The 20,340-nt window shown below is 50.4% G+C and carries 12 protein-coding genes; 6 read left to right on the forward strand and 6 right to left on the reverse strand.

All coding sequences use genetic code 11. The features are described 5' to 3' along the window. Positions 1-19 precede the first annotated feature (19 nt). The 5 genes from SH678x_RS06635 to SH678x_RS06655 all read left to right on the forward strand — a co-directional run bounded on the left by SH678x_RS06635 (position 20) and on the right by SH678x_RS06655 (position 11,579). Positions 20-2,494 carry a heparinase II/III domain-containing protein gene (locus SH678x_RS06635; protein ID WP_496922103.1) on the forward strand — a complete coding sequence of 825 codons (2,475 nt, stop codon included), beginning with the start codon at positions 20-22 and terminating at the stop codon, positions 2,492-2,494. A 253-nt stretch (positions 2,495-2,747) separates the two neighbouring features. Beyond that, complete coding sequence (locus SH678x_RS06640) at positions 2,748-3,782, forward strand: molybdopterin-dependent oxidoreductase (RefSeq protein WP_496922104.1); 1,035 nt, start codon at positions 2,748-2,750, stop codon at positions 3,780-3,782. A 246-nt stretch (positions 3,783-4,028) separates the two neighbouring features. Further along, on the forward strand, positions 4,029-5,531 hold the full coding sequence (locus tag SH678x_RS06645) for an aldehyde dehydrogenase family protein (protein WP_496922105.1): 1,503 nt from the start codon (positions 4,029-4,031) through the stop codon (positions 5,529-5,531). A 231-nt stretch (positions 5,532-5,762) separates the two neighbouring features. Then, complete coding sequence (locus SH678x_RS06650) at positions 5,763-9,164, forward strand: SUMF1/EgtB/PvdO family nonheme iron enzyme (protein WP_496922106.1); 3,402 nt, start codon at positions 5,763-5,765, stop codon at positions 9,162-9,164. Positions 9,165-9,842: 678 nt separating this feature from the next. Then, positions 9,843-11,579, forward strand: coding sequence for a right-handed parallel beta-helix repeat-containing protein (locus SH678x_RS06655; protein WP_496922107.1), 1,737 nt, complete (start codon positions 9,843-9,845; stop codon positions 11,577-11,579). 531 nt (positions 11,580-12,110) lie between these two features. On the opposite strand, the gene SH678x_RS06660 is transcribed toward SH678x_RS06655, so the two are convergent. The 4 genes from SH678x_RS06660 to SH678x_RS06675 all read right to left on the reverse strand — a co-directional run bounded on the left by SH678x_RS06660 (position 12,111) and on the right by SH678x_RS06675 (position 15,323). Beyond that, entirely contained in the window at positions 12,111-12,872 is a 762-nt protein-coding gene (locus SH678x_RS06660) for a hypothetical protein (RefSeq protein ID WP_496922108.1), read from the reverse strand. After that, entirely contained in the window at positions 12,857-13,702 is an 846-nt protein-coding gene (locus tag SH678x_RS06665; RefSeq protein WP_496922109.1) for a RecB family exonuclease, read from the reverse strand. The genes SH678x_RS06660 and SH678x_RS06665 overlap by 16 nt, the downstream gene beginning before the upstream one ends. A gap of 32 nt (positions 13,703-13,734) precedes the next feature. Continuing rightward, complete coding sequence (locus SH678x_RS06670) at positions 13,735-14,262, reverse strand: hypothetical protein (RefSeq protein ID WP_496922110.1); 528 nt, start codon at positions 14,260-14,262, stop codon at positions 13,735-13,737. Between the two features lie 77 nt (positions 14,263-14,339). Further along, positions 14,340-15,323, reverse strand: a complete 984-nt coding sequence (locus SH678x_RS06675; protein ID WP_496922111.1) for a DUF932 domain-containing protein — start codon at positions 15,321-15,323, stop codon at positions 14,340-14,342. Between the two features lie 847 nt (positions 15,324-16,170). Here SH678x_RS06675 and SH678x_RS06680 point away from each other — a divergent pair. Next, a protein-coding gene (locus SH678x_RS06680) for an IS3 family transposase (RefSeq protein WP_496922112.1) occupies positions 16,171-17,354 on the forward strand; the annotation gives its coding sequence in 2 pieces (ribosomal slippage) (positions 16,171-16,438 and positions 16,438-17,354; 1,185 coding nt in all). A 602-nt stretch (positions 17,355-17,956) separates the two neighbouring features. On the opposite strand, the gene SH678x_RS06685 is transcribed toward SH678x_RS06680, so the two are convergent. Both SH678x_RS06685 and SH678x_RS06690 read right to left on the reverse strand, forming a co-directional pair. Further along, positions 17,957-18,739 carry a DNA polymerase III delta subunit-related protein gene (locus SH678x_RS06685; RefSeq protein WP_496922113.1) on the reverse strand — a complete coding sequence of 261 codons (783 nt, stop codon included), beginning with the start codon at positions 18,737-18,739 and terminating at the stop codon, positions 17,957-17,959. A gap of 125 nt (positions 18,740-18,864) precedes the next feature. Continuing rightward, a complete protein-coding gene (locus SH678x_RS06690) occupies positions 18,865-20,034 on the reverse strand; it encodes a hypothetical protein (protein ID WP_496922114.1) in 1,170 nt (389 codons plus the stop codon). Between the last annotated feature and the right edge of the window lie 306 nt (positions 20,035-20,340).

A 20,340-nucleotide genomic window follows, 5' to 3' on the forward strand; every position in this document is an offset into this window, starting at 1 on the left:
TTTTCAATCAAATAAGTTTGTGAATCTGATTTTGGCATGTTCGAGCGAAAACATGGTCGCCTACTCTAGTGCAAAAACAATCATTTCAGAATTGACGGCGATTGTTATCGCTTGGGCCAAGGAGAAGATCCCGCATACATTTTGTAAGTGCGTTATCTTCCTTGTGCTATACGTGCTTTTGTACGGAAGTTGGCCTTCTGCCGAATCCGCCGAAGTTAAGCAAGTTACACCCCCGACTCCAATAAATATGGCCGAGGCCATCATTGAGCCTTTTTTTGATCCTCAACTTTCAGGCATTTCGCAGTGGCAAGTTGAACCACGAAGATTGGAGGGTCTGAGAATTGAACAATTTTGGTGTTGGGTGAACTTTGAATGGGCTCGCAAACCGGTTAATGGTCCAGTGCTTCGGATGAGCCGAGGCTTGAATATTCAGTGCACAGGGTACAACAAGCTTTTGCTTTCCGCAGTTGTTCCAGAAGGTACTGTGGTGCGTATTTTCATCGAAACCGACAATGGTGAAATCCAGTTTGAATCGGGAATCGCGGAAGGCAAGAAAGAGGAATATGCAGTTGATTTAGCTCAGGCAGAGGAGATACGCGATATCACACTTGAGCTTGAGCCGACTCGGGAAGGTCTTGGAGTCGGTTGGCTGAATTGGATCGGATTGCAAAATTCTGAATTGCTAAGCCGACACATAGACCAATGGAACCGTTTCGATTCCCAGTGGACTGGCTATCTTCAAGAGGAGGAGTACCAACCAGTATTTTCACCCAAATATGGAATTGTGATCCGAAAATCAGAGCTTCCAGCACTTCGTAAAAAACACCAAGCTCTGCTCGCCGTCGAAGGCCAGTCCTTTTTGACAATAGCTGCAAAACGGGCGGCCGCGATCGTACCAGAAAAACAAATAGGCGAATACGTTAATTATGGGCGTAATTCAAGTTATGCCCGCAATCGCGATTACGACAAAATACTAGTTGGCAAAAACATCGACTTGGGTTCCGACGCTGCTATTGCAGGACTTATCCTGCAAGATAAAGAGCTGTTGCGACTCGCGGCCCGCTATGCGATGTCACTGGCAATGTGTGACGAGTGGCAGGACTCAGCGCTTTGCCGAATGCCAGGTGGACTGTTTGATCACCGTTGCTTTACGTCTGCCCTGTGTGCCCGCCAAGTGGCAATCATTTTGGATTTGGCAGGTGAAATGTTTACGGATGCAGGTCGAGAGCTTCTGCTCCGTCGATTAGCAGAAGATGGCATGAGCACCATCAATTATACTACTTGGAAGCACGAGTACGTCTTCGACTGCAACCAACTGTCCTGGTTTACCCCTGGCCGTCTCTCAGGCTATTTGGTGATGGAGCGTGAATGGCCACGAGCTAAGCCGTATACCGATTTGGCGTATCAAGATTTACTTGAAAATATCAATAACATTTTTGGCACCGATGGGAGCTTTGCGGAGGGACCACGATACTTGACCCAAGTCTCGAAAGACGTGGGGCGGTCCGTAGAATATTTTTCTCAAGCAAGGGATAAGGAATTTCTGGATGTAGTTCCCGAGCGAATTAAATGCCTCGGAAATCTCGCTGAATTACTTGCTTCAACTGACGATCAACACGACTTAATTCCCATCTGCGATGGCGAGCCCAACCTTGTGGAAGACGAATCGATATCCTTCCTGGCCGCCGTACTCCCGAAGAGCTACTGGGTGAAAGTCTACCATAAATTCATGGATCGCCGAGATTATCGACCCAGTAGTTTGATGGCAATGAAGCTACGCGACGAGATCCCGCCTGATTGCCCGCCCGCCAAGGAATTTGTCCATCTGCCGACGATGGGAGCGCTCGCTTCGACACGAACAATTGGAGGCGAGTCAGTTAAATTGCTCGTCCCGGGAAACCAAGCCAAGGTAGGGCATGCCCACGAGGATAAAGGCAGCTTCGTTCTTGAGTTCGCAGGCGATACTTTTGCAATGGATCCAGGTATCTGCGAGTACGGACATCCTCTGTCTCTACAATACAAATACTGCCAACGACATAACATGCTTGTGCCCACTGGCATTGCCGAAAGACCCGCACCGAAGAATCCGTTGCCTTACGATGTGAAACCGAGTGGTTACGGCGATGGCGAACGATTTACGGCTTCAATCGATGCGGCCCCCGGGTGGGAAACCTACTACACCCGTTGGGAACGCACCTGGGAATCTGCACACCCCAACGAACTGCAGATCACGGATCGATATGCGTTAAATCGCGGCGATGGCGTTGAATTCTATTGGCAGACTAAGCTGCCAGTGAAAGTCGAAAAGACATATATCCAAATCACCGGTAGACGTGGCACAGCCAAAATTGAAATTCCGGTAGGCTGTACGGTTCGCCTAGATTCTCTAGAACTATTCAATGGCGACTCACAAAACCGGATTGCGATCTGCAAACCGGGTGCGAGTGGTAAGTTAGTGGTTTGCGTTAGACTCGAGACCTTCGATTCCCAGTGAATCAACACGAAAATCTGAAGTACAATAAACGATGACCAGCATCAACATTCACAGCCAATTACGTCCTCTAGTGATACAGCGTCGTCAATTTATCCAATCCTTAGCGGCTCTAGGATTCGCCTGGACTCCCTTTGACACTTTGGGCAAACCACTCTCGGAGATTCCGAACACCAATGCTTCAGCCATCGTCACGGGAAAGGACCAAAGGCTGATTGTACGGGAACTAACGCCGGTCGTGTTGGAAACCCCGTTGGTGTTGCTGGCCGAGCATCCCATCACGCCGGTGGACCGACTGTTTGTCCGTAATTGCCAGCAGCCACAGGGAATGGCGGACCTGAATGCTCGCCCGCTATGTGGATGGAGCATCGCGATTACCGGGTTGGTAAATCGAGGAATCTCTCTGGATGCAAGTGAGTTGAGTAAGCTTGAACAAGTTGAGCACGAAATGGTTCTCCAGTGCTCCGGTAACAGCCGAACTCGATACTCGGAGACAGCGCCGATTCCTGGTACACCTTGGGGAAATGGCGGCATGGGAAATGTCCGCTTTGGTGGGGTCCGACTACAAGAGGTACTTAACAAGTATAAAGTTGAAATTAATCCACAGGCCCGTTTTGTCACGGCCGAGGGAGCCGATCATTGCATCCCAGGTAAAGATGACTTCGCACATAGCTTACCGATCGACGACGTTCTCGCGCGATCATTCCTTGCACTCCGGCTCAATGGTCAGTCTCTGCCGTCAGTGCATGGAGGTCCTATTCGATTGGTAACGCCGGGTGTCTATGGCACGATGCACGTCAAATGGTTGCAAAGTCTCCACTTTGAGGCCATCGAAACGCGAAACTCTTACCAGCTTCCTCAATATCGGCTGCCCCTTTCACCTATCCTACCTGGCACGAAGTTCAAATACACAACTGCCAACAGCCGATCGAATTGGGATATGAAGATCAAGAGTGTTATCTTTTCTCCGAAGACAGGAGGTAATATTCCGTCCGGTAAGATAAAAATTCAAGGCGTGGCGTTCAACGACGGCAAGGCACCGATTGACTCTGTACTAATCTCATGGGACTGCGGTCTCACTTGGCGCCGTGCCAATTTGAAACTCGCCACAAGCCCCTATGCATGGTCGACTTTTGAAATGGAACCACGTCTTGAGCCTGGCCGCTATTTGATTTGGTCGCGGGCAATTGATGCACTTGGTCGAAGTCAGCCTCTGGACGGGTCGATCTTTTGGAATCCTCAAGGCTATGAATGGAATGGGGTCGATAAAATTGACGTCACAATCGTATAGCAACTGCCGCATACAAGAAGCCAAAACGCACTTGCGAGAATGGGTTGGTTACATCTTTCTTTTGAGTATGGTCGACACGAGACAAAGAGCGGTTGAACTTTCTTTATTGACCTTATTTTGAGTTACGATAAAGGAGGCTTAAGCTTGACTAAAGATTTTATAGCTGGAGAAGTCTTTATCTGAAGGGCGACCTCAGCGGGTGCTTCGAACCAACAGTCACTCCTATTATTATTTGAAGGGATTTCCATGTCGACCGCCGTATCTGCTCCAGATCAATTGCTACCTGAGGTCAAAGCCTTTCTCTCACAGTCGCCATTCAAGGCATTCATCGGTGGCCGGCAAGTGACGTCATCGACTGGTAGTACAACTTCCACATTGGACCCTGGTAACGGGCAGCAGATCGCTGAAGTCCATGAAATGTCGGCTCATGATGTCGATCACGCGGTTGAGTCAGCAACTACTGCGTTTCGAAGTCCTGCTTGGTCTGGACTGACTTGTCGCGCCCGCTGTGCGCTGTTGTATCGTTTGGCGGAAGCTGTCGAGCAGGAGCTGCCAATTATCGGGCAGATTGAATCTCTCGATGCGGGAAAAATTTATTCTCAGGCTTGTGGCGACGTGCAAAATTTTGCAGACACCCTCCGATACTTTGCTGATTTAGCCCTCCAGGCAGAAGTCAGAACTACTTTGCCGATTCAAAGCTATGAAGCGTGGACCGTTCGGCATCCCTGGGGTGTTTGTGGATTTATTTTTCCTTGGAATTTCCCCATCTTATTATTGGGGTGGGGAATCGCGCCCGCATTAGCGGCCGGAAACACGGTCGTGGTGAAGCCAGCCGAGGATTCACCTCTAAGCACGCTTTACATTGCGCAGTTGGCTCAAAAAGTGGGTATCCCCGACGGTGTTATAAACGTCGTTACAGGAACGGGCGCGAAGACCGGCCTTGCACTAGCGAGCCATCCGAGATTGCGCCGGATGTCTTTTACTGGTTCACCCGAAGTGGGGCGGATAGTAGCTGAAGCGTGCGGTCGCAATCTGGTGCCCATCAAGTTGGAGCTAGGTGGCAAAGGTGCCGCAGTGGTTTTTGATGATGTAAATGTTCAGGAAACCGCGACTAAACTGGCCGCAGCGATTACTTTTCATACAGGCCAAGTCTGTTGCGATGCCACGCGTTGGCTCGTACATCGAAAGGTCTTTGACCAGTTTGTGAACGAATGCATACAACAGCTTACAAAAGTCAAGATCGGCTACCAACTTCACGACACTTCCCAGATGGGCCCTGTCGTCAATGCCAAGCAGCGGCAACGAGTCTTGGATTATTTGCATAAGGGCCAGCAACAGGGCGCTGAGTTGGTACTCGAGGGAGGTAGGGCCGATGTCGAAAACCAAGATGGGTATTATGTCAAGCCAGCGTTGTTGGCCGGTTCGCTCGACAATGTTGCCGCTCAAGAGGAAATCTTTGGTCCCGTCGCGTATTTGGCGGCCTTCGACGACGAAGGCGAAGCGATCAACATGGCAAATCATACAGACTATGGATTAGCCAACAGCGTTTGGACGAATGACAAGATTCGGGCTAATCGCGTGGCTGAGGCTCTATGCGCCGGTAATGCATGGATCAACGCCCACAATCTCTTTCCATTTGGTGTACCATACGGCGGCGTACACAAGAGTGGCATGGGAGGGGGTGTTTTATCGATGGAGACATTGCAGGACTATTGGCGAAAAATGTCTGTAGTTCGACCATTCAACTAGTCTTGAATGAACGGAAAGGTAGTCAGGATGAGGGTATTGATTGCTCATAGGGAAGAGTTATCTATGTGCAGTGTTTTTGACCATACGCCTATCTTCTCAACGCAATCTGATACTTCTCTAAGCAGAACATGATCATCTTCGGACGACGGTGAGATTCGTTTGTGTCGAATGACAGTTAGTTAGTCATTCGATCCGAGAAGAGGAGCGGGTAAAATATACTTAGAGTAGATTATGCTTTTCTTAAAAATCCTATTCGGCTGGTTGCTAATGGCCGCCTGCGCTGTTGCGCAGTCTCCAAAATCGGAATTTCAGACTTCGATGATCTCGCTCCCTCCCGGTTCCTTCCAGCGGTCCGACGGCAAGCCCGTTCGGGTCGACGCTTTCAGCCTCTTAGCAACGGAAGTCACGTGGTCGCAGTTCAAAGGTGTTAAAGATTGGGCCGAAAAGAACGGCTACGATTTTGAGGAGGGAATCGGACAAGGTGATCTACCCGCGCAAAATATCACTTGGTTTGACGCTGTGAAATGGTGTAACGCGCTGTCGGAAATTTGCCGTACGACTCCTGCGTATTACATGGATCCCGAGCATCGAACGATCTATCGGCAAGGCCGTGCTGAACTAGTCAGTGCAAATGTCAATTGGGATGCTGATGGGTATCGACTGCCAACAGAAGCCGAATGGGAATATGCCTATCGCGGTGGCACATTGACGAACTACTATTGGGGAGATCATGCCCGAGCAGACCCAATCAATCATGCCTATGCCGCGTTCCACGTCTGGGGTACCGAAGAGATTGATGGTGGGCCTCTTGCAGTCGCCTCAAAAAATCCTAATGCGCTTGGCCTCTATGACATGGCTGGCAACGTCGAGGAATGGGTGTGGGATCGCTATGCGATTGATTATGCCGGAGTCGGAACTGACAATCCGCGCGGTCCTGATCAAGGCCCACTTCGGATCCTGCGAGGTGGCGGCTTTGTAATCGACCGCCTATTCCATGCCGATGTCCGTCATCCCACTTTCCCATTTCACGTCCAATGTGACATCGGCCTGCGCATCGCGTCGAGCAATCCTGCTGCAAGCTCTGAAGTTCTAGTCCGCATGCCCACATTGCCGCTCACAAATAAAGACACCATTCCATTCAGCGAGTCCAGCAAGACTCTCGATGTACGTGAGGACTCTGATGCATCAGCTTGTGCTCGCCTCATGCCACTGCTCAATATGAACCACGGAAACCTGCAAGCAGTGCGTATCGCTTACGATCAGCAGGACTATACCAGCGCTTTAGCTTTACTGCGCGATCTTTTCTGCGCGCGCTTAAAGACCAGTGATTTGGAACCTTGGTTGAGTGGTAACGTCGACATACAGCAAGCTGATCGATGGTTGGGCATATATCACGAACAACGACCAATCCGGTGGGCCGGCCCGGACTCAGATATATCATCACCGATGGGATTTATAGCTGATGAGCACTTGGCCCGGGCCTATGCCAAGACAAGCAAGCGCGAGTACGCCGATGCTTATTTTTGGATGGTCAATGATACTGCGCTCCATGCCAAACCAGCCTGGAACCGTCTGACAAAGGCTGAGAAAGGCTCGCTCGGGAAACCCCGCGATAGTTTTTATGCGTTCATCGGCTTCGATGCCGGCGATCCACTTAAACCTTTTATTTGTATTGCTTGGATGCTGAAGCACGATTTTCCCTTAGGAGAAGTCCCGCCACGTATTCTGGCTAATGCACTATATTCGGCCGTGGTGGATCGACTGGCTGCAGGGCTTCAGGACGATCGCGCTGCTATTCCCAACCAGCTTTGGGCCAACGCCATGACAATAGTCGAATTCAGCCACATCTTCCCCGAACTAAAGGACGCAGATTTTTTACAGGCCGAAGGCATTTCCCGTATCTGCAACGCGATGGGCACCGTCTTGCCTGACGGAACAGATCTAGAAGCGTCGCTGAATTACAACAAACAGCTGTTTGTCTACCGAGATAAACTTAATCGTTTTTTTCCGAACCGGGCAAACTGGCCTGTGTGGTTGGTTGACCTAAATCGTCGCGCTGATACTCGGCGTTTGATGTATGCCTCGTTGATGACCCCGTTTGGCACGTTCCCCGCAGTCGGCAACCAGCAAGCCACGGACCCAGGTGCACGAGCCATTCTAAAAGGATGGCTAAAAAATGGAGAAGTTAAGGGGCTAGAAGCCGCGATTAGTCCGTTGCTCTCCGACTCTAAGGAGATCATTCCAGAATCGCCCTCCCCCACCTTCACCTCGGTAGCTCTGCCATACGGTGGATACTATGCACAGCGGTCAGGCTGGGCCTGCGACGATTTATATCTCTTTATGCGATCTAGTCGTGACGGCGTTGGCCACAACCATCAAGACAACAACAGCATTCAGGTCGCGGCGTATGGAGCGTGGCTCCTAGTCGACAGTGGCTCGCCCGCTTATGGCCCCGCTTATCTTCCCGATCACCAAAAGAAATACTTCCACTACTTTGGTGAGCAAAGCCTGGGAAATGTATTCCAGGCAAATTGCCTCGCGGTGGATGGCCTTGCCCAAAGTGGACCGTTCGACAAACTCTCTCACCCCACTGCCGGCTGGCAAACGCCCCGCGAGAATCTTTTTCACCATTCCAAATTCTTTGACTTAACTGAGGGCGTATACGATGGCTGGTACGAATCGGAGCCACCTATTAGCGATACAAAAATGAAAGACCTTATCAACGACTTTGGTCGAGACGAAGTTGCGGAAATCGAAGCCTACAACGCCAGACTGAAGCGTGAAGGCCACCGTAGTTTGCGTGCTCAACATCGCCGCCAGGTCATCTTCATTAAACCTGAGAAACTCTGGATCGTGATCGACAAGGTAGATGGCGGAAACGAGTTCACTCAGACTTGGAACTTCCCTCCTATCAATGAAAGTGCCGAATCAAACCATTTTGCCGTTAAACAGAGCCGTGTTGACCGTGAATTAGATCAGAGGCAATCCTCCGGATATGCCCCGCAGGAAGTGGAAAGTAATGCCAAGGACAAACGTATCATTACAACTAGTCACGATGGACCGAACATTGCGGTCCTGAATTTCACGCCCGAGAGTGTCTGCTACCGCCAACACTATGGACACATGTTCCCGCTCCGCGGCTGGCATTCGTTCGATATTAGCGGAGAGAAAGTACCTGCCGTACAAATTGAGTGTACCTGGCGGGGTGAGACACCAATGCTCACGGTATTGTACCCGATGCAAAAGCGGCACACTAATTCTGACTCTTCTAACTTTGGTATGAAAGCCTTTAGGGACCTTAGTCGGAAAGCCGTGAGCGGCCTCAGCTATATTGGCGAGGAAGCCAAGATCATTTGCAAGTCAAGCCGCCAACCGACCAAACTCGTTGTTGGTCCAATTACTGCAAATGCATGTCTGCTGCTAGTTCGTGAGGCTGCATCAGGAAGCATAAGCGGTTTGGTGCTTGGCTGCACACACATAACTAGTGACGACGGGGTTTCGCAGGGTCTCGAAATACCTAATGTGGAATTTGAGTTCAGGGCTAGCCAATGGACTTTTGTTCCTATCAAAGCGCCTAGCAATTTCAGATGGCTAGATGCCGGCGATGAACAGCTACGCCCTGCTTATCAGTGAACGTGGGCAGTACATTAAGGCATGCTACTCGGATTTAACTCGCACATATTGGTTTGCCTGCTCTAAAGACGCTAAATGGAGTCGCCTACGACTATAAACACGACGCAACGCCTAATTCGCAAATCTTTGTCGCCGCATTTCTTTCGCGAGCGGAAGCTGATTAAGACATACCAGTATTGAGAATGCCGATCATGCTGTCTTTGTCCATGAACCCCGGTTGCAACACTCACAGTTGGAACGCCAGCTTTCGGCCGGTTGTGCCTTCCGTCTGAATATACTCCAGAGCAGGCTCACGTACGATTGTTCGCTTAACGGCAGGCAAGTTTCGCGATTCGGTCATAGCACGAGCCTGAACCGCATATACCATTAAAGTTGTGAAGTATCTTTGCAGGCGAAACACGCGGTGCTTTGTGTTCGTTTGTAGGTTCTTTGTAAGTGTGGCCGTACTTTTCCCGAAACGTCTTCTCACTCGAGTAGTAGTTTAATTTGGCGATAGCACCTTCGAGTGATCAGCAGCCGATTCTGTGGCTTCCTCTGTCTCGTCGCTACTGGGTGTAAAAATAGTGACAGAAAGAGCCCCCCTCAGCGGGAACTAGAATACTAAAACATAGAGCATACCGACTTACGATCATTTTCAAGCAGCAATTGCTTATCCGGCATGAGTTGAAAGGGACGCCAATGTCGAATTACATTCAAACAAGATCGCAGTTCTTCCTAACTTTATGTCTGCTTGCGCTGACTGCGGTGTTCGCGATTTTCTTCGACGCCACTAGATCGTTCGCAAACACCATCTTGATAACTGACTTTGGTGCCGTGCCGGACGACGACAATGATGATACCTTTGCGATCCAATCTGCGATTGCCTCCGCTCAGCCCGGAAGCACCGTACTTATCCCTTCCGGCACTTTCCACGTTTCTTCTTCCATAATCATGGGCGGTTCCAACGTGGTTCTACAGGGCGCCAGTCAAGCGACCTCGATACTCCGGCCGATCGGGGCGACGAACATCAATCCCGTCGTTCTTTCTGGAAATACCAATACCACCAGGAACTTTACTATCGACGGCGCAAATACGAACGGCTTTGCCAATGCGATATTGGTCGGTGGAGTAGGTGCAACGGTGGATCAAATGACAATTAAGGACCTTAACTCTACAGGTTTTCCACATGGTGTGTATGCGATCACAGCGAACGATGTGACGGTGTCGAACAGCTTGTTCGAGAATATACATGTCAATAGCGAGTGGGGAGCCGCTATCCGTTTTCAAGCAGGCGTTGGTGGAAATTTTTACGGAAATACCATTCGGAATGCGGGGCGCGGCGGCATCTTCGCAAATGACATCTCAGGATTCGGCAGCTCAGATATACGGGTTCACGATAACGTCATTGAGAATTCCGGAATGTATACGGGGCCCGGACAAGTCGCGATGGCCATTGAGATGGGGCCTTATACGAGGCGCGCCGTAGTTGAAGACAATACGGTGGATCACTGGATCAGCTTCGGCCCAATTGCAGACCAGGTTGCAATACGACGCAACACCATCGGTGATTCACGCTTCGTTGCCAATACATATGCCATTGAAGCGGCTGGAGGTACGACGAATATTGTTGTGTCCGATAACGTCGTCACCGATGGTACCGACTATGGACTGCTGATCGCGAATATAAATACGAAACAACACATGCTATTCCGAAATAATGTGTTTTCTGGAGCTCAACAACAAGGCATGCTCATCCAGGGTGACGCTCCTCCAATCACGACGACCTATTTTTATCAGAATGAGATTGTGAACAACGCCGCTGGTGGAGTAAGAATGCTGCGACAAGTTAACCATGTTACTTTCGACAGTAATGTCATCAGCAACAATACTGGCCCAGGAATTTCACTCGAGACAAATTCCCTCAACGCATTGAGCTTTGTGAACAATGAAATTCAGAACAACTCGGGTTTTTCGGTATCCGGTAATGTTGCGGGGCCAGATCTGGAATGGTCGAGCAATACGGTGACCGGTAATGGATTCAACAGAAACTTGACTTCGAAGGGGTTCTCAAACGCAAAACCATCACTTGCTTTTGTGTCTCAAGTGGACGGGGTGGCAGGCACCACGTTCAATGTGGGCGACCCTGTGAACTTTATCGCCAGTTTTAGCGATCCGAACCCTGCCGACAGCATGAGCGCTATCTTGTGGGATTTTGATTTTGGGTGGCCTTTGGACGTTAATTCGCCAACCATCGTCTTTACAGAACCAGGCGATTATCGCGTAACTGCTTTGGCTTGGGATCAAGCCGGCCGAGGGGCGTTGGCAGAGCAAGTCATCACAATCTTGTCCGTTGCTATACCAGAACCGAATACCGGAGTACTGCTTCTTATTTACACCTGCTGGGCTGGGGTTTTGAGGCGTCGCCACCTGTCCTAAGCGGAGATCAATAGTTATTGTTTAGCCAAAAGTGTTGAAGGCACTGATTTTGACACGACTTCACATACAGCTCCCGGATGGCGAGTGGCGTGTTCATTCCTGACTGGGCCACGGCGCCTTTAGTTGATAGAAGCGGTGCGAACGGGTTGACACCATGTATACCTGGGCATTTTACCACTGACACTCATTTTGTGTCGGCATTATGTAGCAGCGGCAAATATCAGCCACTCTATCGATATTATTCACAAAACCTACAACCGCAACCTGGCCCATGATTCAACGGTCGCCGAGCCGAGCGATCCACTTTAAAGGTCATAGCAATGCTGTTATCGATTGGTTTTTTATTGGTAGCCGTGCTGCATGGGATTAGTGCCTCACCGCCGCATCAAGATTTCTTAAAAGGCTTATGGAGTTGCCATTGAAACGGTTGGATCGACCAAAGCCCGACTGATTAGAGATTTGTCAAATGCGTGCAGACAGCCCTTGGTTGAGTTCAACTTCGCGAGCAATTCCTCGGGCATTCGAGGAGGGTCATTGGGCTGCGCTCATCCTCGATGTCTTGAAGTTCAAGTACATTGCTACGGTCTCGATCATTTTCCTCTCATTCCAATTCATGCTTAGGGATTTCTTATGAAGAACATCGAGGATCTGCTGATAGCTCAGCTGCCCCACAAATGGTCTTCTGGGCAGTTTGGTGAGCGACTCGCCATGCGGAATGGAGTCTTTTAATTGTTGTGGGTGTCGGTATTTGTTGACGATTTCCGTCTGCGGCTTCGGACTCACCAGCAGCACCACGAAATCCCGTTTCGGTATCTCAAACAATTTAGGTTCGTCGTACCAACCACATTGGGACAGACCAACTCGAATATTGCGAATCAATTGATCCGACGGATAACCTTTGCTTCCAAAATTGTGAGTCGTGGTTTCCGAGAGTTCGGAGCGGTATTTCATTTCCAAAAAGACAGTGGTCGGCGGATTCTCCCACTTGATTACCACGTCAACTTCCGTCGAGCCTTCGGTCCAGGGTAAGAGATGCTTTGGCATCTGTGGCTGACGTTGCCACAGTTCGATCCGGAGATTGCGATAAACTTGTGTCCGAAATCTTTGGATTCCCAATCCGACATTCAAGAGTTGCGGTAGCCAATAGCGGGGAGCGATTGCCTGCAGAACGCCGAACAGATTGCCGGTGATGGCATCTTCACTGTTGGGACGAATGATTAACGGACATCTCAGGGTCCCATCCAAGGCGGGCTGACAAACCCGGCCCCCCTTCCCTCCTAGTTCGGTAAGCATTGACCATTTCCATTAAGTTGGTGGATGGGACTTTCCATGGCGGGCTTCGGTGCCTGCCACTGCAGACACTCACTGCGATAAGAGCAGTTCGTGCAATTGAGTGGAGTCTCGATGGGATAGAAAACTTTGTGGGTGACACCGTGCTCGACGACTGCCACTAAGTCTCCCAACCTTCTTCGTTCCGCCTCCGTTCGTGCTGTCGAGATTTGCTGTAGTCGGGGCACTTTTGTTTTCAGGAGGATGGCATATTCCACTTGGGGACTTGTACCAAACTCCTCGATGATCGCCTGACTGTAGCAGGTGGCTTGGAGCGAACTGTCGACCTCGCCTTGAGAATAGGAGCGGCTCGCAGTCTTAAATTCGTGGACGACGAGACTTCCTTCGGTTTCCGTCAGTAAATCGATGACGGCCACCAAGGGAGTTTCCAGATAGTCTCCTTGATTGTTCTGGAGTGGCACGAGAAACGTTCGTTCCACGGCGACGATGTTTTCTGGGGCGGGATGACTCAGATACGTCGCGAGTAGTGCTTTGCCCAGGGCGAGTTGCGATTCGCGTGATTGACCTCGCTTGAAGAGCAACCCCTGGCGTGCCTCCCGAGTTCGCCAAGCTGCCTCCAACAGGCATTCCAGTTCTCTGAGATTTGTCACCTCCTGAAGCTGGATCTTGCGATGATAAAATGCCAACGCTTCATGGATCGCACTTCCCAGCACCAGATCGCTTGATACCCGCAGTTGCGGTAGACGCAACACTCTTTCAAAGTAGTATTGCAGGGGGCACCGCAAATACTGATTGATCGCCGAAAAACTCCAGTGGAAGCGATCGATAGCCATAGCTTCTCCCTACAAGTGAATTGCGTGACGAACTAGGACCGCGTTCCGGTCGTGGCATCGGCCATGAGCGAGTCGAGCACCAGGCCTGCTTCCTTCTTGGTGAGCTCGTAGACAGTCGCCTTTCGGCCGAATTGTTCGGCGATGCGATCTTCAAGTCCGCCTTTGGAGAGACCTTGTCGCTTGCTGAGATTCAACAAGAATTGGATCTGCTTATTGGTGGCCGGTTCGTCGGTCGTATTCGCTGGTAAACGGTTCACCGGTGCACTCCGTGGAGCTGGTGGCTCAGCAACGGGCTTCTTGGCGGTTGGCTTCTTTTCAGTAGGCTGCTTGGCAGGTGCAGGAATTTCATCATGTGCGGCGATGGCTGCATCGCTTTCATACCGTTCGATCTGGCGGCTCAAGGCTTCGTCAGCCAGGTCGTAATACTCTTGGATGCGTTCGACGACCGTTTCGGTGTCTCTGAAGTCGACACAGACTTCGCCTTCCAGATTGAGGCTAAAGCCATGGGAATTGAAGTTTTCAGAGAGTTTGCGGCTGAGACCGATGTTGATCTTGAGCATGGTAATGCCTCATGAAAGAATTGTGGTCGGATCGTCTATGACAAGTACTCGCAGGAGAGGGTCACGACGCTGGTGCTTCAGTTGAAAGAACTCATCGCCAGCGCATTCTTCCAAGCCTCGCCCTTAAGCTTGGCCCCGGAGCCAAACCACGCCGATTTCAGGCGAGCACTGGCCCGATCGTAGTAGCTCTTGCCACGCGTTTGGCGGTGATGATCGACGAACTCGGTCACCGCATTAAAGGCCGACCAAGCGGTAAGGTTGGTCTCAGAGATTTCTTGGCCACGGCCGTACTCGAAGAGTCGAAATAGTTCTCTGCGAATATTTCGGGCACGTAGCCGGTTGGCACCATCGAAATCGGGATAGAGACTATAAAAATAGTCTTCCAACTGTTGCCGAGAGGGATAGAAATTGGCCAAGCGGTTGATCTTCGCTTCGGCATCATCGTAGAACCGTTTGGCGAAGCCGAGGATCTCCTGGGCTTCGGCGATCTTGCTGGTCAGATTCCCTTTGTGGGCGATGGAGACGCCACTGCCACGGCTGCGAGTTTCGGCCATGGCCAAGGTGTTGGCACAGACGACGCGAATCGGAGTGAAAAAGACTCGAAGGGACGACGTTCCATCGTGACTGTTGTGGAGCAACAAAAACTTCTCGGTCACGTCTTCGGAGTCTTTGATGCGGATTTCCCCGGGGAGTTTGGCAAGCATCCAGATCCGTTCCCCTCGGCCGAGTGCTCCCGCTGCGTGGTATCGCAATTCACCCGAAGCGACAATCGCATCGAGAAAACCAAAACACAGGTGATTTTGAACAGGTTGGTAGCTGTTGCCGACGACACCCAGGACGGCATTTGAGTCGGTTCGCACGACGGCTTTTCGCAGGGGGACTATTGTGCCGTCGAAGGTTTGGAGTGGCTTGAGCGCCACGTCGAAATTGAGGCCGGCTTTGGTGATGGCTTCGGCGGCGGTGGCCGGTTCATCGAGTTGCGTGCCGAGGCCGTGCCAGGGGGTGTCACCAAAATACATCATGGCCGTGCGGCCATTGGTTGTCGCAAGTTCGTGGGACATCTATGTTTTCGCAGGGATAAAGGATTAGTTTTCCTAATTACCCCTAAGAATGCGACTAAACACTCATAGCAACGTGGACTTGCATGCGGAACCGTACTCTACCGTGCGATCAGCTTGATAAGAACACCGTGATGATTCAGAAAGCTACCGCGATCACCAGTTGAATCCGTAGGATTATTAGTTTTCCGATTCAAGTTAGATTTGCTAAGTCGAAGAAGTCCACAAAATCGGGATCCGTAGTGGCAAAAGTGTATTCGTCAAATAAACAGGCTGCCGCATTAGCATCAAGTATTGTTACAAGATCGAATTCGGGTCCTCCTCCTGCACTTTCGTCTAGGCCTTGACCAAATTGAACTCCTCCTCGATCAGTGAGTACATACCTGTTATGCAAGCAATTTTGGCGCCATCGTATAAATCGACACGATGAGCCTAGCGGCATTCTGCCTTGTATTAACCTGCGACATTGTTCCTGAAAAAACTGAATGCTCGTGCGATCACCCAAGTGGTACTCGATTTTGGGCCATTGACCTCGACGTACACCAACTGCAACCGCAGCCATGAAGTTCTCAAAGGGTCTCCTATGCCTAAGGTTCTCTGGGCCAAAATATGGATCCACAAATACGATTCGCGTGGCAGTGTTCAATAGGGGAGCGATTGCGCTTGCAAGTGCTTCGGGGGTTCGAGCAACTCTAACTGATCTGGGAACATTCCATATATCATTGTGCAGCGTCGGATCGAGAGTCTCAGGCTGCAAAACATGCTCATGATTTTGACCTGCCCCCTTCACCCGAGCCCACGTTTGGAGCGAGAATCTGGATGTTGGGCGACATTGTAAGGAGGGCATTTGATGCCACGCGGACAGAAGTTTTCAGCGGAACAGATCATCGCGAAGTTGCGTGAAGCGGAAGTGGAATTAGCACGGGGCAAGAAGGTTCCCGAAGCTTGCAAACAGATCGGTGTCACCGAGCAGACTTATTACCGCTGGAAGAAGGAATACGGCGGTCTGCGGATGGACCAGGCGAAGCGTCTGAAGGATCTTGAAAAAGAGAACGCTCGGCTGAAGCGACTCTTGGCCGACGCCGAGCTTGATAAGGCGATCTTGAAGGAAGCCGCCTCGGGAAACTTCTGAGCCCGGCGAAACGACGCCAAGCGGTCGAGCACGTTCGAGATGCCCTCGGACGTGGCCGCGTGTCGGAACGTCGGGCCTGTGAAGTGTTGGATCAACCGCGCAGTACGCAGCGGCGGAAGAAGCATGTCCCCAGTGACGAACCGCGTTTACTTGAGCGGATCGTGAAACTGGCCAGCGATTACGGCCGGTACGGCTATCGCCGGGTGACGGCATTATTGCGTGAGGAAGGATGGCGTGTGAACCACAAGCGGGTTGAGCGGTTGTGGCGTCAGGAAGGTCTGAAAGTGCCCAAGAAACAGTCCAAACGGAAGCGATTGTGGCTGGCCGATGGGTCGTGCATCAGGCTGCGTCCTGCGTACAAAGATCACGTCTGGAGCTACGACTTCGTGGCGGACCGTACGAGCGACGGCCGAGCGATTCGGATGCTAACGCTGATCGACGAGCACACGCGTGAATGCCTGGCGATCGACGTGGCAAGAAGCCTCAAGAGCGAGGATGTCCTGGAGCGACTGAGCGACTTGTTCGTGCGTCGCGGCGTGCCGACGTACATCCGTAGCGACAATGGGTCGGAGTTCACGGCCACGAAAGTACGTCAGTGGCTCACACGCGTCGGCGTGAAGACGTTATTCATTGAGCCAGGCAGTCCCTGGGAGAATGGTTACATCGAGAGCTTCAACGGTAAGCTCCGCGATGAGCTGTTGGCCCGTGAACAGTTCGACACGCTGCTGGAGTCAAAGGTGCTCATTGAGCGTTGGCGTAGACACTACAACACCGTGAGGCCCCACAGCTCGTTGGGCTACCGAGCCCCAGCCCCCGAGGCGATTCAGCCTGCTTCGTTCGCTTCGGCTACGCCTCAGCAAACGAAGCAGGCTGGTGTTGGAACAGGTTCAACACTAGCTTAAGAATTGGTTCCCTACACGGGGGCAGGTCATCTCCTGCCTCGAAGTTCATCTTGAAACAATTTAAGTGATCTTTTTTAAGTGTTATCACCACACTTTTAGTTCAATATTTAGTAGTTAATAATTTAGTTCTTTAGTGTGTTTTAGTTATTTGTTTTTATTCTTGTTCTTTGATTTTGTAATTTGTGTCGTTGTTCTAGTTCTGTTTCTTATTCTTGATCTTTGCCCTAGTCCTATTTATTCTGTTCTTCTAATGCCCAACCCAATTTATGTTTCAGCCCAGTTATATTTTGTAGTTTTGTAATTTAATTTTCATGTTCGTGTAGATGGTTATTGTGAATTTTGTGACCGACATGGCTGGTCACGCTCAACTTTCACGAAAGAGTGAAGTCCATGAAAGCAGCACTTGAGTCGAATCTCTTCAAGACGATTGATAATGCTTGAATCGATCTGGTTCTAATATCGTGTGCCACTGAATCGTAAGAATCACAGGAATTTAATGATTGGGAATCATCACCCTAGACCTCATTTGCCACCCCATATTCAGGAAGCAAGGGAGACCCTGAGTGATGCCTTAAGATGCACTGTCTTAGTGTTGTGTGTTATTAAACTTCACTCTCATAGCCTTCATTCGTTGGATCGTCTGCATCATCTAGTTGACTTCCAAACAATTCGCGAAGGTATTCCTCAGTCAAATTGCCCTCATTCTCAACAAGAACTTGACGTGGAAACTCAGCACATCGTCGCATTTCACAGTTCAAGGCCTTTGCCGCCTGTAGAAGCAGTTGCTCTTCCGGTTGTGGTAGTCCCAGCCGCTCAAACTCAATTTGCCAAGAGGCGACGACCTCGGGGGGCATTGGTCGAACTAATTGAAACTCGTAAGATTGAAAGCGATTGAGTAGTGCTGGATCAACCTGGTGACGGTGCGTCGTTGCAACGATTACTAATGCTTTGGGATTTTTGATTGCTAGGCGAAGCCGATTCTGATTTTCTTTGGAAGCATCCTGCAATTCGTCTATAAAAATGACTTTATCGCTGTGACGGAGCTCAAATTTTAAGTCACGAAAGAATTCATCATCCAATTGCCCTGCTCCATATTCCTCAAAATAGATTGACTCCTGGGCGAACACGGCTCTACAGTTCGAGCACTCACCGCAAGGTTCGTAAATCCCCAATTGCTTTCGAGTGCACAGTGCGACTGCAGCTAATATTGTCGCAACGGTTGTTTTTCCTACGCCTGTTGGCCCGGTGAAATTCACCTTGCGCGGTATGTGGCCCCGAGAAACTGCCGCCGTCAGGCGGCTAAGTTTTCTTTTAAGACCGACCAATTGGTCAAACTTGGTCGGTATGTCATCCTCGTTAAAGGCAGACTCTTGCTGAGTGATCATGATATCGCTTCCTTTATTTACATACGTCTAGTATCGCGCCGGCCTAAAACAAAGCCGATGCTTGAGGACTGCAGTACTGCAATCATGTCGTTAACTGCCACACACAAAGCGATTTAAAATTGCAGCTACTTTTGCCAGATTGCTGCAATCTCGTCGGCAGTGGGCAGATTTTGAAATGGGTTCCGACTTATGAAAGGTGGCGAGCGACCTTGCGCAAAGTGGAAGTGGATTTGGCGTCCTCGCTCGCGTTTCCACTTCGCTCGCGTCGACCTCAAAATTCCCTCATCCTCGAGTTCTTGGAGGTGTGCTTTTACAGTGTTGTAGGTATGCCCTGTTAGCGATTGAACACTCTTTCGATCAAAAGGGCTCTTGCCGAATTCTGGATCATCTGGGAGTGGTTCGCACTTCAATTTACCAGTTTCAATTAGTTGATAAATGTGCGTGCCAGTTTTGATGGCATGGGCAGAAAGTTGACTGTCTGATCGTGAGAGGGGTAAACTGGCAAGTAGTTGTCGTGCCACCCTGTAATCACTGAGTATGCAGTGCTGTGTGGTTTCTTCGAGTACACTTCGTTTATCTGACTTCCAACAGATTCGCAGTGCTGCTATCGTCCTCATGACGCGATGAAACAATACTGAGTCTTCGGCTCTAAGGTTTCCCCGAATGTGGCTGTCGAAGGGACAGCCTGGTCGAGTAATGGTACCAAGTTTTTCTACTAGCTCATGGAGCCGAGTTCGTGCATCGCCATGGTGGGCCGATTCCGGTGAACTAAATAAAGAACCACATCCCAGTAGAGTGCGTACGGATTTGCGCGAGATGAGAGTTAATACCGCCCCGATTGGCAATTGACCGGACTGGCGGTCAGCGATCACGATTAAACCGGGCAAGTGGGGATGTGAATCAAGATCACCTGCAATTATTTCACTGGCGTGTCGGAATAGATGCTTCTCATCGCGCCGTATCCAGATCAGGTAGAGGTCCTTAAAGTCGCGATTTGCCAAATCATGAAGGGCTTTAACCGTCTTCGGCGTCGCGACAGACGAGCGTCCAAGGCTCAGAATACGGTCAGTCAGCGGTATATCAATGCCGATCACATCGGTGATGACTTCGAGAAAAATCGGGCATCGAATGGCCGATGCGGCTAGGCATAGGAAGATCGAAAATCCAATTTGATCGCAGCCGATTTTGCTGTATGTAGCTAGCGTTTGGGCAATTTCTAGTGCGGGATGATTCGACAGCGCGGTTGCCAATTCGGGTTCGATACGAGAGGATTGATTTATTGGCTTGGGATCCATGGACGCCCCTTATAATGTTTATGCGATGGGTGCTCTAATCGGCTCACATTTAAATTCAGCGATTGCCAACTGCGTTCTTGCAGCGTTACCGCGGGAATAGCGAACATGGGGCACACAAGAATTAGAATGCGATCAACCAATATCTCGTCCACCCCAAACCAGCTCGCAAACATCTCGAGAAAAAGGCATTCTAAATGAGACAACGCGAGAGTAAGGAAAACCATCCGGGCTATGCAGTCGTTGGGCGTCCTGTAATAACTCATGAGCGTTGTAAAATCTTCTAAGAGAGCATGCCCTGGTAGGAGT

This window comes from Bythopirellula superficialaquae (assembly GCF_059632245.1).

Excerpts from the sequence above, each read along its gene's own strand:
- SH678x_RS06645 (WP_496922105.1), top strand. The coding sequence starts at position 4,029 with ATGTCGACCGCCGTATCTGCTCCAGATCAATTGCTACCTGAGGTCAAA.
- SH678x_RS06650 (WP_496922106.1), top strand. The coding sequence starts at position 5,763 with ATGCTTTTCTTAAAAATCCTATTCGGCTGGTTGCTAATGGCCGCCTGC.
- SH678x_RS06655 (WP_496922107.1), top strand. The coding sequence starts at position 9,843 with ATGTCGAATTACATTCAAACAAGATCGCAGTTCTTCCTAACTTTATGT.
- SH678x_RS06660 (WP_496922108.1), bottom strand. The coding sequence starts at position 12,872 with ATGCTTACCGAACTAGGAGGGAAGGGGGGCCGGGTTTGTCAGCCCGCC.
- SH678x_RS06665 (WP_496922109.1), bottom strand. The coding sequence starts at position 13,702 with ATGGCTATCGATCGCTTCCACTGGAGTTTTTCGGCGATCAATCAGTAT.
- SH678x_RS06670 (WP_496922110.1), bottom strand. The coding sequence starts at position 14,262 with ATGCTCAAGATCAACATCGGTCTCAGCCGCAAACTCTCTGAAAACTTC.
- SH678x_RS06675 (WP_496922111.1), bottom strand. The coding sequence starts at position 15,323 with ATGTCCCACGAACTTGCGACAACCAATGGCCGCACGGCCATGATGTAT.
- SH678x_RS06685 (WP_496922113.1), bottom strand. The coding sequence starts at position 18,739 with ATGATCACTCAGCAAGAGTCTGCCTTTAACGAGGATGACATACCGACC.
- SH678x_RS06690 (WP_496922114.1), bottom strand. The coding sequence starts at position 20,034 with ATGGATCCCAAGCCAATAAATCAATCCTCTCGTATCGAACCCGAATTG.